Annotated in this window: 15 protein-coding genes; 10 read left to right on the top strand and 5 right to left on the bottom strand. The window is 72.9% G+C overall.

Features of this window, described 5'->3' with window-relative positions; genetic code table 11:
• The first annotated feature begins 22 nt into the window (after positions 1 to 22).
• Both ACBJ59_RS23100 and ACBJ59_RS23095 read left to right on the top strand, forming a co-directional pair.
• Entirely contained in the window at positions 23 to 898 is an 876-nt protein-coding gene (locus ACBJ59_RS23100; protein WP_375112298.1) for an SAM-dependent methyltransferase, read from the top strand.
• A complete protein-coding gene (locus ACBJ59_RS23095) occupies positions 895 to 2,067 on the top strand; it encodes a glycosyltransferase (RefSeq protein WP_375112297.1) in 1,173 nt (390 codons plus the stop codon). Before ACBJ59_RS23100 ends, ACBJ59_RS23095 begins: the two co-directional genes overlap by 4 nt.
• A gap of 25 nt (positions 2,068 to 2,092) precedes the next feature.
• Here the strand turns inward: ACBJ59_RS23095 and ACBJ59_RS23090 are convergent, their stop codons facing one another.
• Complete coding sequence (locus ACBJ59_RS23090) at positions 2,093 to 2,779, bottom strand: sulfotransferase family protein (protein WP_375112296.1); 687 nt, start codon at positions 2,777 to 2,779, stop codon at positions 2,093 to 2,095.
• A gap of 709 nt (positions 2,780 to 3,488) precedes the next feature.
• Here ACBJ59_RS23090 and ACBJ59_RS23085 point away from each other — a divergent pair.
• The 5 genes from ACBJ59_RS23085 (at position 3,489) to ACBJ59_RS23065 (ending at position 9,013) form a co-directional block, all read left to right on the top strand.
• Positions 3,489 to 5,204, top strand: coding sequence for an enoyl-CoA hydratase-related protein (locus tag ACBJ59_RS23085; protein ID WP_375112295.1), 1,716 nt, complete (start codon positions 3,489 to 3,491; stop codon positions 5,202 to 5,204).
• Positions 5,205 to 5,220: 16 nt separating this feature from the next.
• Complete coding sequence (locus ACBJ59_RS23080; protein ID WP_375112294.1) at positions 5,221 to 6,750, top strand: helix-turn-helix domain-containing protein; 1,530 nt, start codon at positions 5,221 to 5,223, stop codon at positions 6,748 to 6,750.
• 68 nt (positions 6,751 to 6,818) lie between these two features.
• Positions 6,819 to 7,850, top strand: a complete 1,032-nt coding sequence (locus ACBJ59_RS23075; protein WP_375112293.1) for a tyrosine-type recombinase/integrase — start codon at positions 6,819 to 6,821, stop codon at positions 7,848 to 7,850.
• A gap of 64 nt (positions 7,851 to 7,914) precedes the next feature.
• Complete coding sequence (locus ACBJ59_RS23070) at positions 7,915 to 8,169, top strand: helix-turn-helix domain-containing protein (RefSeq protein WP_375112292.1); 255 nt, start codon at positions 7,915 to 7,917, stop codon at positions 8,167 to 8,169.
• Between the two features lie 373 nt (positions 8,170 to 8,542).
• Positions 8,543 to 9,013, top strand: a complete 471-nt coding sequence (locus ACBJ59_RS23065; RefSeq protein ID WP_375112291.1) for a hypothetical protein — start codon at positions 8,543 to 8,545, stop codon at positions 9,011 to 9,013.
• A 157-nt stretch (positions 9,014 to 9,170) separates the two neighbouring features.
• Here ACBJ59_RS23065 and ACBJ59_RS23060 read toward each other — a convergent pair whose 3' ends face one another.
• The 4 genes from ACBJ59_RS23060 to ACBJ59_RS23045 all read right to left on the bottom strand — a co-directional run bounded on the left by ACBJ59_RS23060 (position 9,171) and on the right by ACBJ59_RS23045 (position 13,484).
• A complete protein-coding gene (locus ACBJ59_RS23060; protein ID WP_375112290.1) occupies positions 9,171 to 11,558 on the bottom strand; it encodes a LuxR C-terminal-related transcriptional regulator in 2,388 nt (795 codons plus the stop codon).
• A 202-nt stretch (positions 11,559 to 11,760) separates the two neighbouring features.
• Complete coding sequence (locus tag ACBJ59_RS23055) at positions 11,761 to 12,192, bottom strand: ATP-binding protein (RefSeq protein ID WP_375112428.1); 432 nt, start codon at positions 12,190 to 12,192, stop codon at positions 11,761 to 11,763.
• A 5-nt stretch (positions 12,193 to 12,197) separates the two neighbouring features.
• Complete coding sequence (locus ACBJ59_RS23050; RefSeq protein ID WP_375112289.1) at positions 12,198 to 12,428, bottom strand: DUF5999 family protein; 231 nt, start codon at positions 12,426 to 12,428, stop codon at positions 12,198 to 12,200.
• 201 nt (positions 12,429 to 12,629) lie between these two features.
• Positions 12,630 to 13,484, bottom strand: a complete 855-nt coding sequence (locus ACBJ59_RS23045; RefSeq protein WP_375112288.1) for a MerR family transcriptional regulator — start codon at positions 13,482 to 13,484, stop codon at positions 12,630 to 12,632.
• A 70-nt stretch (positions 13,485 to 13,554) separates the two neighbouring features.
• Here ACBJ59_RS23045 and ACBJ59_RS23040 point away from each other — a divergent pair, with 70 nt between their 5' ends.
• From ACBJ59_RS23040 to ACBJ59_RS23030, 3 genes are read left to right on the top strand one after another with little or no spacing between them, the layout of a single operon-like run.
• Positions 13,555 to 14,316 carry a MerR family transcriptional regulator gene (locus tag ACBJ59_RS23040; protein ID WP_375112287.1) on the top strand — a complete coding sequence of 254 codons (762 nt, stop codon included), beginning with the start codon at positions 13,555 to 13,557 and terminating at the stop codon, positions 14,314 to 14,316.
• A 51-nt stretch (positions 14,317 to 14,367) separates the two neighbouring features.
• The gene (locus ACBJ59_RS23035) at positions 14,368 to 14,679 is read left to right on the top strand and encodes a metalloregulator ArsR/SmtB family transcription factor (RefSeq protein ID WP_364132629.1); all 312 of its coding nucleotides are present in this window, start codon (positions 14,368 to 14,370) and stop codon (positions 14,677 to 14,679) included.
• Complete coding sequence (locus ACBJ59_RS23030) at positions 14,676 to 15,470, top strand: SRPBCC domain-containing protein (protein WP_375112286.1); 795 nt, start codon at positions 14,676 to 14,678, stop codon at positions 15,468 to 15,470. The genes ACBJ59_RS23035 and ACBJ59_RS23030 overlap by 4 nt, the downstream gene beginning before the upstream one ends.
• Positions 15,471 to 15,520: the final 50 nt, after the last annotated feature.

Here is a 15,520-nt window from a genome sequence, read left to right as displayed (position 1 = left end):
GTCTGGACGTGCGGGAGGCGTGTTGGAACGCATCAGTGAGACGGCGCGGTGGGTCGCGTGGGCGCGCGCTGAGGAGTCGCTCAGGCCGGACGCCCTGTTCGTCGACGAGCTGGCGGTGGAGGTGCGCCGCAGGTATCCCGCCGACCGGCCCGTGCCGGGCAGGGCGCGTGCGCTGTTCGTGATCAGAACGCGGTTCTTCGACGACTACCTGACGGCGATGGCCGAGGCGGGCCTGGCGCAGATCGTGCTGCTGGCGGCGGGCCTCGATGCCAGGGCCTTCCGCCTGTCCTGGCCGGACGGCACCCGGCTGTTCGAGGTCGACCTGCCGGGCCTGTTCGAGGAGAAGGAGGAGGTCGTCCGGGTGGCGGGCATCCGGCCTCGATGCTCGCGCGTGATCGTGCCGGCCGATCTGACGGGCTCCTCCTGGACCCGCGAGCTGGCTGCGGCGGGATTCGATTGCGGGGTGCCGACGGCCTGGCTCGCTGAGGGCCTGCTGTTCTACCTGGCCGAGCGGCAGTCCGGGCGGCTGCTGTCCGCCCTGGGCCGGCTGTCGGCGCCCGGGAGCGCGCTCGGCTTGGACCACGTCAACACCGCGGTGTTCGTCAACGCCCGTTCGCGGCAGTGGCTGGCCACGATGGAAAGGAGCGGCCGCGGGTGGCGCTCGGCGACCGACGAGCCGCAACGCTGGCTGGCGCGGCACGGCTGGCGGGCGGACGTACGCGAACCCGCCGATGCGGACGTCTGCCACGGCCGCGAGTTCGCCCCCGCCTTCCTGCCGGGCGAGTCGAGGCCGCGACGCTGGCTGATCACCGCCCGCCTGCCGGACGCGCCCGGCGAACAGCCGCCGCTCCCCCACGAGGTCCAGAACGCATTAGGAGTCGACAGTTGCGAGCCATGATCACGGCAACCTGGGCGAAATCGGATTTCCGTACGATGCTGGTCATGGCCTCGATGCTGGCCGCCGCCGGTCACGAGGTCGTGGCCGCGATGCCGCCGCGTTTCGCGGGCCTGGTCGCGACCGATGGCGTCACCGTGTCGGCGGTGGCCTCCGACCCCGTCGAGCACTGGCGCCGCCACCATCTCGGGGGCGGACCGGAGGCTCGTCACTGGTCCGCGGTCTTCACCGGCGGCGCCGTCGCCGACAATTTCCGGGCCCTGCGGCCGGTCGTCGACGACTTCAAGCCGGACGTGATCGTGCGTGACGGCAGCGACTTCGCCTCCTGCCTCCTGGCGGAGACCTTCGGGCTGCGGCAGGTGGTGGCGCCCTCCGGTGTCAGCAACCGGCTGGATCCGGCGGACGTGCTGGTCGCGCTCAACGAGCATCGCACGCGGCTCGGGCTGCGCCCGGCCGGTGATCCGTACCGTGTCTTCGGCTCCGGCCTTATCGATTTCATGCCGCCGGCGTACTCCTTCCGCGCCCATCCCGCCAGGCGGATGTTGTTCTACCGGCAACCCGCGATCGTCGACCCCGCCGACCCCTCGCTCACCCGCTGGAGACCGCTGCTGAACTCCGGCCGCCCGCTGGTGATGGCCGCGCTGGGCACGGTCGTGCCCGAGATGGCAGCGCTGCGGCGCGCGGGCGGGCGCATCCCGGAGCGGATGGCGGCCAGGTACGACGCCAGTGTCCTGCTCCAGGACATCGTCACCGCGCTGGCCGGGCTCGACTGCACCGCGCTGGTGGCGACCGGAGGCATCCCGGTCACGCCGCCCCGCGGGGCGGACGTCCACGTGGTCGAGCACTTCCCGCAGCCCGCGCTGCTGCCGCACGCGCGTCTCTTCCTCACCCACGGGGGCTACAACAGCATCCGGGAGGCCGTGCTGGCGGGCGTGCCCATGGTGGTCGTCCCGCGTTTCGGTGACCAGCCGGCCAACGCCGAGCGCGTACGGCGGCTCGGCCTGGGCACGAGCGTGCCGCACCCGGACGCCGGCACCATCGAGGCCGCCGCCCGGCGGCTGCTGGACGATCGCGAGGTCCTCGGCAGGGCCCGCGCGGCCCGGCGGGCGATGCTGGACCTGCCGCCGCTGGAGACCTTGCCCCGCGATCTGGAGCGGCTGACGGGTTCGTAGCCGGCACGGAGCCCCGGCCCGCCCGTCAGGAGGGGTCCGGCCGCACTTGGCTGATCTTCGCCCGCAGCTGCTCCTCGAGCCTGTCCTGGAAGCGGCCGCTCTCGTTGAGGTGCGGGTACGGCTCCCGCGGGGCGGGCAGGCCCAGGAACGAGCTGAGCGGCTCCCAGCTCGTGCCCGGCCGCATGACCAGCAGGCGTGCGGGCGGTATCTCGCGCTGCACGGCGGCGTTGTGCTCGGTGTAGACGCCGATCGCGTGCTCGCGGTCGGCGAAGCGGCCGGCGAAGAACCTGTCCCAGACCACCTCCCTCATGAACGCCCCCAGCTCCGCCATGCCGGGTACCACCCGCGCCGCCTCGTCCACCACCTGGTTGCGGCTGCTGTGGTCATAGGCCCGGAAGATCGTGTCGGCCATGCTGTCGTACCACCTGTGCGGGTCACGCACGGTCAGGATGACCTTCGCGTCGGGGAAGGCGGCCGTCAGCTCCCGCCAGAACGCCGCCGACGGCCAGTCCACCGTGGCGTCGTAGCCGGCGAACAGCCGCCGCCACGCCTCGGCGGATCCCTGTTCCGCCGCCGCGCGCCACAGCGGCAGCAGGTGCAGTGTCTCGTGCAGGTGCCGTCCGTGGAAGCACGGCGCGAATCCCAGGTGCTCCAGCGCCGCCTGCAGGGACAGGGTGCCGGTACGTCCCAATCCTGCCCCGATGACCCTCACCGTGTTCTACCGCCCGGCGCGGAGTTGACGCGTCATGCCTTCTCCTTACCCTGCGGTGGCGCGTTCTAGCAGGTGAGCGGGGTCGCGGTGTGCAGTTGCTGAGGTGTACGGGTGGGGGCCTGTCCCCCGCCGGGTCGGCCAGGGTGGCGTGAAGGCGGGGTCAAGGGGTCTTGGGGTGGTGGGCGGGGTGCGGGAAGACGGGGTGGGGCCGGGGGTTTGGATCGCCGTTGCGGGGGGCTGGTCAAAGGGGCTGTCGGGCAGTCCTGCCCTGGGCGTGACCTCGGGGCGTGGCCTGCCGGGTGATGCTGGGGCTGTGTGGCGGTCGAGGCCCGGGTGCGGGCCGGGCCGTCGCTGAGGGGCTCGGGCCGCCTCCCTCGCCCGGGCCCCCCTTTTTCGCTCTGCCGCCGGGTCTGCCCCAGAGGGCGGGCGCGGAGGTTTTCGGGCGGGTGCCCGGTGGGCGGAGGGTGGGTGGAGGGTGGCGCCCGCACAGGGGATCTTTTCGGGCAAAGCGGGTCAATTGGGGCTGGTCAGGGCGGGTTTTTGCGGGGAATCGTCACCGCCAGTCGAAGTTTCATGTCAACATCAATGGCATGTTTGGGCCATATGGGACTGCCGTAAACGTCTGCGACGGGTGTGTTCATCCCCTGTCCGCCCGGTAGCCCGCCCGCCCTGGTGCCGTATTCTCCCCCGCCCGGAAAGAAGTCCCGCGTTGCGTATCTTGCTGCTCTGCTCCTCCTTCAACGGCCTGACCCAGCGCGCCTGGCTGGAGTTGCGCCGGGCCGGTCACGACGTGAGCGTCGAGCTGGCCGTCTCACCGGAGGCGATGGTGGAGGCGGCCGAGCTGGCCAAGCCGGATCTCGTCGTCTGCCCGTTCCTGAAGGAACGGGTGCCGTCGGCGTTGTGGCGCGCCCACCGTACGGTGATCATCCATCCGGGGCCGCCCGGGGACCGGGGGCCGTCCTCGCTGGACTGGGCGATCGCCGAGGCCGAGCCGGAATGGGGCGTGACGGCGCTGCAGGCGGTGGAGGAGATGGACGCGGGCCCCATCTGGGGTTACCGGACCTTCCCGGTGCCGGCCCCGATCGACGGGGAGCCGCCGCGCAAGTCGGCGCTGTACAACGGGCCGGTGGCCGACGCGGCGGTGGAGCTGGTGGCGGAGGTGGCGGCCAAGGCGGGCGACGCGTCGTTCGCGCCGGCGCCGCTGGACTACCGCTCCCCCGAGGTGCGGGGGCGGTTGCGGCGGGCGATGCGGCACGGCGACCGGGAGTTCTCCTGGCTGGAGCCGACCGCCGACATCGTCCGGCGGGTGCGCGCGGCCGACGGGGCGCCGGGCGGGCGCACCCGGCTGTGCGACCTGCCGGTGCGGGTGTTCGACGTCTACCGGGGGCCGGAGCTCGCGGGCCCGGCCGGGCAGGTGGTCGCGCGGCGGGAGGGCGCGGTGCTGGTGCACACCGGTGACGGCACCGTGTGGGTGGGGCACCTGCGGCTGGAGCAGGAGGGCGCGATCAAGCTGCCGGCCGCGATGGCGCTGGGCGAGCTGGTGGCCGGCGTGCCGGAGCGGCCGGGCTACAGCGAGATCACCTACGACCGCAGCGAAGGGGTGGGGGTGGTGAGCTTCGACTTCTACAACGGGGCGATGTCGACCGAGCAGTGCCGGCGGCTGGCCTCGGCGCTGCGGTACGCGGTGGCGCAGGACACCCGGGTGGTGGTGGTGCGCGGCGGGGAGGTGTTCTCCAACGGCATCCACCTGAACGTGATCGAGGCGGCCCGCCACCCGGAGCTGGAGGCGTGGATGAACATCAACGCGATCAACGCGGTGTGCCGGGAGATCGTCGGCTGCATGGGGCAGCTGGTGGTGACGTCCATCGGCGGGAACGCGGGCGCGGGCGGGGTGATGATGGGGCTGGGCGCCGACCGGGTGATCGTGCGCGACTCGGTGGTGCTCAACCCGCACTATCGCACGATGGGGCTGTTCGGCAGCGAGTACTGGACGTACGTGCTGCCGCGCCGGGTGGGCGCCGAGCGGGCCCGGCAGCTGACCGGGCAGGCGCTGCCGATCGGCGCGGCCGAGGCGGTGGAGTACGGGCTGGCCGACAGGTCGCTGCCCGGGCCGCGGCTGGACTTCGAGCGGCGGGTTCTGGAGTACGCCGAGCGGCTGGCGGCCGATCCGGGATACGATCGGCTGCTGGCGGGACGCCGGCAGGTGCGGGAGGTCGACGAGCGGCGCAAGCCGCTGGACGCCTACCGGGCCGAGGAGCTGGCCGAGATGAGCCGCGACATGTTCGACGACCGGAACGGGTTCCGGCAGGCGCGGCGGGCGTTCGTGCACAAGGCGCGGGCGCAGGCGACACCGGAGCATCTGGCGCGTCACCGGGAGTTGTCCGGCGCGTCGGCCACTGCGGGCGCAGACGCATCTCATATGTGAGATATGGTCTCGTGTTGTGGCAGATGATTACCTTGTGCGGATCGGCCGGCTGATCCGGGACGCGCGCCAGCATCGTGGTTGGACACAGCTGCAGCTGGCCGACGCCCTGGCGACGAGTCAGAGCGCGGTCAACCGGATCGAGCGCGGCAACCAGAACATCAGTCTTGAGATGATCGCCCGGATCGGTGAGGCTCTCGACAGTGAGATCGTCTCGCTCGGCTACGCGGGGCCGATGCATCTGCGGGTGGTGGGCGGCCGCCGGCTGTCGGGCAGCATCGACGTCAAGACGTCGAAGAACGCGTGCGTGGCGCTGCTATGCGCGTCGCTGCTGAACTCCGGCCGCACGATCTTGCGGAAGGTGGCGCGGATCGAGGAGGTCTACCGGATCCTGGAGGTGCTGGCCTCGATCGGGGTGCGCGCCCGGTGGATCAACGAGGGCAGCGACCTGGAGATCGTGCCGCCGGCCCGGCTGGAGCTGGAGGCGATGGACACCGAGGCGGCCCGCCGTACCAGGAGCGTGATCATGTTCCTGGGGCCGCTGATGCACCGTACCGAGCAGTTCCAGATCCCGTACGCCGGCGGCTGCGACCTCGGCACCCGCACCGTGCAGCCGCACATGTCGGCGCTGCGCCACTTCGGGCTCGACATCACCGCGACCGGCGGCTTCTACCACGCGCGCGTCGACCGCGGAGCGGCGCCGACACGGCCGATCGTGCTGACCGAGCGCGGCGACACCGTGACGGAGAACGCGCTGCTGGCCGCCGCGCGGCACGACGGCGTCACCGTGATCCGCAACGCCTCCTCCAACTACATGGTGCAGGACCTGTGCTTCTTCCTGGAGCAGCTCGGCGTGCGGGTGGACGGCATCGGCACCACCACGCTCACGGTGCACGGCCTGCCGTTCATCGAGCGTGACGTGGACTACTCGCCGTCGGAGGACCCGGTGGAGGCCATGAGCCTGCTGGCGGCGGCCGTGGTGACCTCCTCGGAGCTGACGATCTGCCGGGTGCCGGTGGAGTTCCTGGAGATCGAGCTCGCGGTGCTGGAGGAGATGGGCCTCGACCACGACCGGACCGGCGAATACCCGGCGGCCAACGGCCGCACCCGGCTGGTGGACCTGACGGTGCGGCCGTCGAAGCTGGTCTCCCCCATCGACAAGATCCACCCGATGCCGTTCCCCGGCCTCAACATCGACAACGTGCCCTTCTTCGCCGCGATCGCCGCCTCCGCGCAGGGCTCCACGCTCATCCACGACTGGGTCTACGACAACCGCGCCATCTACCTGACGGAGCTGACCCGGCTGGGCGCGTCGGTGAAGCTGCTGGACCCGCACCGGGTCCTGGTGGAGGGGCCGACGCGGTGGCGCAGCGCGGAGATGATGTGCCCGCCGGCGCTGCGGCCGGCGGTGGTGGTGCTGCTGGCCATGATGGCCGCCGAGGGCACCTCGGTGCTGCGCAACGTCTACGTCATCAACCGCGGCTACGAGGACCTGGCCGAACGGCTGAACGCCCTGGGCGCCCGCATCGAGACCTTCCGCGACATCTGACGTTCTGTCGGTGGGGGCCGCTACCGTCGTCCCTGGATCTTCGTGACGCGAGGTGAGAGGGGTGGCCGGTGCGGCCTGCGGAGCTCGACCGGTTGACGGTGGCGGAGGCGGCGGACCGCTATGTGGAGCTGGTGCGGGCCAGGACGCTGACGGGGGCGCTGTCGCCCTCGACGGCGGAGGTCTACGCGCGTGACGTGGCCACGCTGGTGGAGCTGGCCGGTGAGGCGACGGTCCTGGACGACCTGACCGGGGCCGACGTCGACGCCATCCTGCTGGCCTTCGCCCGCAAACCCGACGGCCGCTCCTCCCGTGCCGAGCAGGCCCCGGCCGACGGGGCGAGGCAGTCGCCCTCGTCGCAGGCGCGGTTCCGCCGCTCGGTCTCGGCGCTGTTCAAGCACGCCACCCTCGCCGGGTGGGTGCAGATCAACCCGATGACGCAGTCGACGGTGACGGCCAAGGAGCGGGGCGGGCTGCGGCCGGAGCGGCGCGCCCTGACCCGCGAGCAGGCCCAGGGGCTCATCGGCGCCGCCCAGGCGCTGCAGGAGACACCCCCAGGGCCGGGCAAGCGGCGCGACCAGCGCATGGAGCTGCGCGACGCGGTGATCGTGCTGCTGCTGGCCACGGTCGGGCCGCGGGTGTCGGAGCTGGTGCGCGCCAACGTGGAGGACTTCTACACCAACGACGGGGTGCGCTACTGGCGCATCTTCGGCAAGGGCGGCCGCACCCGTGACGTGCCGCTGCCCGGCGACGTGGCGCTGGTGCTGCAGGCCTACCTGACCCGCGGCCGGCCGGCGGCGCAGGACAAGGCGCTGCTGCTGTCGTGGCGGGGGCGGCGGCTGGCCCGCGGTGACGTACAGGCCGTCATCGACCGGGTGCAGCAGCGCGTCGACCCCGACCAGCGCCGCTCGGTGACCCCGCACGGGCTGCGGCACACCACGGCCACCCATCTGCTGGCCGACGCGGTCGACATGGACGCGGTCCGCCGGGTGCTGGGGCACAGCGACCTGTCGACCCTGGGGCGCTACCGCGACGAGCTCCCGGGCGAGCTGGAGGTGGCCATGCGCACCCACCCGCTGCTGCGCGAGCGCCCCGCACCATGAGCGGCTCCCCCGCGCGGGCCTCCCGCGCCGACGCCCGTTCACCTCGCGGGTATACAGTGAAGGCATGGTACGACCTCCGCTGACCCCCGAAGAGCGGCTCCGTGGCGAGCAGCTCGGCCTGGTGCTGCGCCGGGCCCGAGGCGAGCGCAGCATCGTCGAGGTCGCCGCCGCCGCCGGGATGTCCGCCGAGACGCTGCGCAAGATCGAGACCGGCCGCATCGCCACGCCGGCGTTCTTCACCATCGCGGCTCTGGCCGGCGTGCTCGGCATCTCGCTGGACCAGCTCGCCGACCGCTCCACCCCCGCCGCCGCCCCCTGACGGCGGCCGCGGCCGGGCCTGTGAGCACCGGGGCCCTGAAGACGGTGTTCCTCGACGACTGCCGCCCGTGCTGGTGCCGCTGTCCGAGCACGCCCCTCGGCACCGGCGCCGTTCCCAGGACCGCCGGGCCCGCGAGGTGACGCCTGTCGCCGCGGCGAGGCGGCAGGTCTTCCCGGTCGCGTAGCCGCAACCTGCCAGGCCCCGCCCCGGGCGGGGTGACGGCCGCCCAGGGCGCTCATGCCCAGCCGCGTTCCCCAGGCACCACGTACGCCCTCAACAGGTACCCATATGGGGATTTACCCCCTCTCCCTGGTCGCGGAGACAGGCACATCCTGGAGACCTGGCGCCCAACCCCGAAGGGGGAAGGAACGACGTGCGAACCACCACTCAGCGGCACCACGACACCCCGCACGGGCCCGCCCTGCGGGTGCCGTCCTGGAACGCGCTCCTGGCCATCGCCAGTGGCCTGGCCGCCCGCACCGGACGGGCCCGCCAGGGCCGCGAGGTGTCCTGGATGCTGTCGGCCCGCCCGTCCGCGGTCCCCAGCGCCCGCCGGATGACCGCGGCCCGCCTGACGGCCTGGGGGCTGCGCGAGCATGCCGCCACCGTCCAGCTGCTCGTCGGCGAACTCGTCTGTGACACCCTCGGCCGCGGCGCCACCACCATCAGGCTCGCGCTCGGCCTGGAGGAGGGGCTGCTGCGCGTCGAGGTCGAAGGCGGCGGCCTCCAGCCGGGCCCGGACCCGTACCAGCCGGTGCTGGCGCGCCTGGCCTGCTGCTGGGGCGTGGCCGGCCAGGTGGCCTGGTTCGAGCTGCCCACCAGCGGCCCCTGCGCACCGCACTGACACCCCGCACTGACACCCCGCACAGAGCCCATGGAGAACCCCAGACCCCCCACCGGTGCCCGGGGCCGGCGGCCACCATCCAAGCCGGCTCCGGGCCACCACCCAGCACCCCCCGGGCCGGGACGGTCCTGCCCCGGTCCCGGCCCGGGGACCACCCTCAGTCCCCCGGCTCCCGCTCCGCCGGCCCCCCGTCGCGGGCCCGGTCCCCCACCCACACCGCGATCTGCGCCCGCGAGTTGAACCCCAGCTTGGCCAGAATGTGCTCGATGTGCCCCTCAGCGGTCCGCTGCGCGATCACCAGCGACGCCGCGATCTCCTTGTTGGTCATCCCCTGCGCCACGAGCCCGGCGATCTCGCTCTCGCGGCGCGTCAGCACCGGATCCCCCTTGCCGCCGTCCAGATCGGGGGACACGTCCCGGCGCACGTCCTCCTGCAGCGCGTACGCCACCGCCTCCTCCCGGCCCAGCCCGGCCCCGCGCCGCACCTGCGCCTCAAAGGCCGCCTCCCCCAGCGCCGCACGCGTACGCGCCTCACACTGCTCGTGATAGCCCGCCAGATGCCCGTACCCCGACAGCGGCGCCCCGAGCGCCCCCCACACCGTCCGCAGCACCCCCAGCAGCCGCGCGGCCCGCCGATGATCCCCCTGCGCGGCCGCGATCCACGCCAGCACCTCGATCGTGACCCCCACGCCCAGCAGATCCCCCATCGACCGGTCGAACGCCAGCCCTTCCCGCTCCAGCTCCGTCGCCCCCGCCAGGTCCCCCTGCCGCCACAGCTCCACGCCCAGCGCCATCATCATGTACGCCCGGTGCCAGCCCTCCCCGTGCGCCTCGCACACCGCCAGGCACTCCCGCCCCGCCTCGACGGCCTCCTGCGGCCGCCCCAGGAACGAATACGCCAGCGACAGCCGGATCAGCGCCAGCGCCACCCCGACCATGTCACCCGTGCGGCGGTGCCGCTCCAGCGCCTCCCGGTAATGCCCGACCGCGTCCCCGGCACGGCCCTCGAACATGTCGACCATGCCGCGAAACAGCGCCACGTAGGCCAGGATCGGCTCCTCACGCACCTGCTCACCGATCCGGTGCCCCTCCCGCAGCATCGCCGTGGCGGCCGGCAGATCGGCCTGGATGATCGCCAGCCAGGCCGCGGCCCACAACGCGTGGCCGCGCACCCGCAGATCCTCCCGGCCCGGGCCGGGACCGGCGGCCAGTCCCCGCTCCAGCCAGCCCCGTCCCTCACCCAGGTAATAACTGGTGATCCAGTGATACAGCAGATCGGTGGCCATGCTCAGGCCGCCCGCGCAGCCGTCCGGCGTGGCCGGCCACGACTCCAGGGCAGCGCGCAGGTTGGCATGCTCGGCCCGCAGCCGCCGGAACCACCACACCTGCCCCGGCCCGAACAGCTCCGCCCGCGCCCGCGCCGCCAGATCGCGGTAATAACCGCGATGCCGCCGCCGCAGCGCCTCCCGCTCGCCGCACGCCTCCAGCTGCTCGGCGCCGTAGGCGCGCAGGGTCTCCAGCATCGCGTAGCGTACGCCGTCCTGGTGGTCTTCCCGCGCCAGCACGCACTTGTCCACCAGGCCGATCACCAGGTCGACGACGTCCTCGCGGGCGATGCCGTCCCCCGAGCAGACCGTCTCGGCCGCCTCCAGGTCCATCCCCCCGGCGAACACCGACGCGCGCCGCCACAGCAGCCGTTCCTCTTCCGAACATAGGGCGTAACTCCAGTCGATCAGCGCCCGCAGCGTCTGGTGCCGGGGCAGCACGGCCCTGGACCCGGCGCTGAGCAGGCGGAAACGGTCATCGAGCCGCTCCAGCAGCTGCTGGACCGACAAGGCGCGCAACCGGACGGCCGCCAGCTCGATCGCCAGCGGCAGCCCGTCGAGCCGGCGCACGATACGGCAGACGACGTCACGGTTGTCCTCGGTGACGGCGAAGCCCGGAAAGGCGGCGCTGGCCCGCTCGGCGAACAGCCGCACGGCCTCGCCCTGCGCGAACGCCTCCAGCGACGGCTGCCGCGTCTCGCACTCCGGCAGCGTCAGCGGCGGCACCGGCACGGACTGCTCCCCGGCGATGCCGAGCGCCTGCCTGCTGGTGGCCAGGATGCGCACCTCGGGCGCGGCCCGCAGGAGGGTGTCGGCCAGCACGGCGCAGGCGTCCAGCAGGTGCTCGCAGTTGTCGAGGATCACCAGGGCCTGCCTGCCGCGCAGGTGCTCGGTCAGCACCGCCATCGGCGGCGCCGCGCTGCGCGTGCGGATCTCCAGCGCCTCGGCCACCACACGGGCCAGCAGGCCCGGATCGCTCAGCGCGGCCAGCTCCACCAGCCACACCCCGTCGCGGAACGCCCGCCGCACCTCCTGGCCGGCCCGCACCGCCAGCCGGGTCTTGCCCACGCCCCCCGTGCCGGTCAGCGTCACCGCCCTGGAGGCGCCCAGCAGTCGCCGGACCTCGGCCACCTCGTGCCGACGCCCGACGAAACTCGTCACCTCCGACGGCAGCCCGCCATTGTGGCGGCCCCGGGAGGCTGTGGTCGTCACCGCTGTCATGGTGCCTCTCGACGACGCGGGCGGCGGGTCACCATGGCGCCGCGACCCCATCGTCGCCACCAGGTTATGTCCCACCCGCCGCCCAAGGGTGCCCTGGTCAAGAAGCCACAGAAGATTTGACCATGTCATGGTGACGCGGCGGCCCGTGCTTGACGGACCGCCGCGCCAGGGGAGCGCGGCCGGCAAGAGGCGGGTCCGGCCGCTAGCCCGGCACGGCGACCAGCCGTACCGGGGGGAGGAGACCGCTGTCCAGGCCGGATGACGACCGGGACACCGGGGCGGGCAGCTCGAACCACACGACCTTGCCCCGGCACGTACGGGTGCTGCCCCACGCCGAGGCCAGCGCCGCCACCAGCGCCAGCCCCCGCGACCCCTCGTCGTCAGGGGTGGCCGGCCGCGGGCGGGGCAGCCCCGGCCCGCCGTCGCCGACCTCGCAGCGCAGCACGCCGTCGGCGGCCGACAGGCGCAGCCGCACCGGCCCCCCGGCGTGCTGGACCGCGTTCGTGACCAGCTCGCTGACCAGCAGGTCGGCCGGCTCGTCCGGCACGCCCCAGTCGCGCAGCGTGGCGCGCGTCAGGCGGCGCGCCACAGGCACCGAGACCGCGCACGGCGCCAGCGTCCACGACGCCGACATGCGGTTCACGCGGCTTGTCCCGTCTGGCCGCGGTGGGCGGGCAGACCCCGCCCGGCGGGGCGCGGGTGCGCCGGCGCGATGCTGCGGCCGTCCGGCAGCAGGTCGCCCGTGTCCTCGAAGCAGACCACCCCGTTGCACAGCAGCCCCCACCCCTGCTCGGGATGGTAGGCCACCAGACGCGCCGCCTCGCGGTCGGCCGCGTCCGGGGACGGGCAGGGGGGCTGGTGGTGGCACATGGTGTTCGTTCCTCGTTCCCCGCTTCCAGCGGATCGCGCTTCCCCTTCACCCTTGCCGCCGCACACCACCCCGGAAAAGGCGAGAACTCCCCGTTCGGGTACCTGTTTCGCGAACCTAGGTACCCGGACGCACCGGCCGCCGCGCGGCACCGTACGCGGCCACGGATCGTCCAGCGCCGTCAGATACACCTCATGGCCGGCTCAGGACTCGTCGCTCTCCTCCAGACGGACCATCAGATGCGTCACCAACTCCTCCGGCGAGGTCACGGCCGGATCCGACACGTACACCTCCCGGAGCGGACCCCGCACCACGTGCCGCCGCTCGGCACACCACGCCAGCACGGCATGCGCGGTCAGCGAAATGTGCTCATAAGGCCCCACATGCGTCGCGCAGGCGAACGTCCCGCCCGGCAACACCCGCAACTCCAGCCCACCCCCCGGCCGGCAGTCGTCCTCCAGCACCAGCGCGACCGACACCTCCACCAGCTCCCCCAGATCCACCGGGAACAACCCGACCAACCGCACCGGCCCCGCCACCCCGCCGGCCGCTCTGCCCGGCACCCCGCCGGACACTCTGCCCGCCGTCACCACCTCCAGCAACCGCCCCACCGCCACCGACGTCGCCCGCCCGATGTCCTCCGTCCCCGACGCCCGCTCTCGCACCACCCCCACCCGCCGCGCCGGCTCCGCCACCACCCGCACCCGCGCCGCCGGCAACCCCTCCGCCATCACCCGCTCCAGGCACGACAACGTCCGCCGCCGCCGCGCCAGCTCCTCCTCCAGCGACTCCCGCACCCCCTCCAACGCCGCCGGCACACCCGACAACACCTCACCCACCACCGCCAGCGGCACATCCAGCGACCGCAGCAACCCGATCGCCAACGCCACCCGCGCCTGCGACGCCCGGTAATAGCGGTAACCCGTCTCCCCGTCCACATACGCCGGCCGCAGCAACCCCAGCTCGTCGTAATGCCGCAACTGCTTCACACTCAACCGCCCCAACCGGGCGAACTGCCCGATCGGCAGCAACACCTCGTCGTCCACACCCACCAGCATGAGCCCTCCCGCCGGGGGAGAGTCCAACCCGGCTTGACCCTCACGCAACGTCACCCGGCAAGCTGTCACCATGAGCTTCTCCGTGGGCCAGGTCGCCAGACTCGCCGGCATCACCGTGCGCACCCTGCACCACTACGACGAGATCGGCCTGCTCACCCCCGGCGAGCGCACCACCGCCGGCTACCGGCGCTACACCGACGCCGACCTCACCCGCCTGCAGCAGATCCTCCTCTACCGCGAGCTCGGCTTCCCCCTCGAAGAGATCGCCGTCATCCTCGACGAGCCCGCCACCGACGACCTCACCCACCTGCGCCGCCAGCACGAGCTCCTCACCCGCAAGGCCGAGCGCCTCCACGAGGTCATCACCGCCGTCGAGCGCGCCATGCAGGCCCGCACCAGCGGCATCACCCTCACCCCCGAAGAACGCTTCGAGATCTTCGGCGACTTCCGCCCCGAAGACCACGACCCCGAGGTCGAACGCCGCTGGGGAAACACCCCCCGCTACACCGAAAGCCGCCGCCGCGTCGCCAGCTACACCAAGGCCGACTGGCTCCAGCTCAAAGCCGAAGCCGCCACCATCAACGACGACCTCGTCGCCGCCTACAAAGCCGGCCTGCCCGCCGACGGCGCCCACGCCATGGACCTCGCCGAGCGCCACCGCGGCCACATCACCCGCTGGTTCTACGACTGCCCCCACGACATCCACACCTGCCTGGGCGACCTCTACGTCCAAGACCCCCGCTTCACCGCCACCTTCGACGCCCTCACCCCCGGCCTGGCCACCTACTTCCGCCAGGCCATCCACGCCAACGCCCGCCGCGCCACCCCCTGACCCCCATACATGCAGTTGCGGGCATATAACCCGCCCGGTATATTCCCGGCCATGCCCTTCGACGTGTTAGCCGAACCCACCCGACGCCACATCCTCGACCTCCTCCTCCAACGCCCCCACCTCGTCGGCGAACTCAGCGACCACCTCGGCCTCACCCAACCGGGCACCTCCAAACACCTGCGCGCCCTACGCCAAGCCGGCCTCGTCACCGTCCGCAAAGACGCCCAACGCCGCTGGTACGAACTCCGCCCCCAACCCCTCGCCGAGATCGACGCCTGGCTCACCCCCTACCGCAGACTCTGGAACACCACCCTCGACCGCCTCGAACACCACCTCGACACCATGGAAGACCACACCCCATGAACGAGACCCTCACCCTGCACCCCGACGGCCGCACCACCCTGCGCCTCCAGCGCCGCCTGCCCCACCCCCCGGCCAAGGTCTGGCGCGCCATCACCCAACCCGAACACCTCGCCGCCTGGTTCCCCGCCGAGGTCACCATCGACGGCGACCGCATCAGCTACGGCTTCGGCCCCGACGGCACCATCACCGAGAACGACCCACCCCACACCTTCGCCCACACCTGGGGCGACGACGAACTGCGCTGGCACCTCCAGCCCGACGGCGCCGGTACCCTGCTCACCTTCACCCACACCTTCACCGACCGCCACGGCGCCGCCAGCTTCGCCGCCGGCTGGCACACCTGCATCCAGGCCATGTTCGCCCACCTCGACGGACGCGCCTTCCACCAGCCCGCCGAACCCGATCCCGCCGACTCCCGCCGCCTCCACGAGGACTACATCGCCATCCTCGGCCTGCCCTCCACCACCGCCGACAACGGCAACGTCCGCGTCGAACGCCAGCTCACCCGCCCCGCCGAAGACGTCTGGCACCTGCTCGACGGCCCCGCCGCCACCCCCGGCGACCCGCCACCATCCCCCTTCACCGTCCCCGGCCTCCAGCCCGGCCCCGTCACCCGCGCCGAGACCGCCAAACTCCTGGAGTACGACACCCCCGGCGGCAGCGTCCGCTGGGAACTCACCGAGGGCACCGGCCAGGGCCCCCGCCTCATCGTCACCCACGCCGGCGACACGGCCCTCCTCGACGCCTGGCGCATCCGCGTCGAGGACCTCGCGGCCTCCCTGGTCGCCTGAGGGGTTGGACAAAGGGCGAAGGATGAACTCTCTCAACCCTCGCCCTTTAC

The organism is Nonomuraea sp. MTCD27 (assembly GCF_041950495.1).
In the GTDB taxonomy this organism is placed as follows: domain Bacteria; phylum Actinomycetota; class Actinomycetes; order Streptosporangiales; family Streptosporangiaceae; genus Nonomuraea.
Note: the sequence above shows the minus strand (reverse complement) of the source record. Positions and strands in the feature narration are given on the sequence as shown.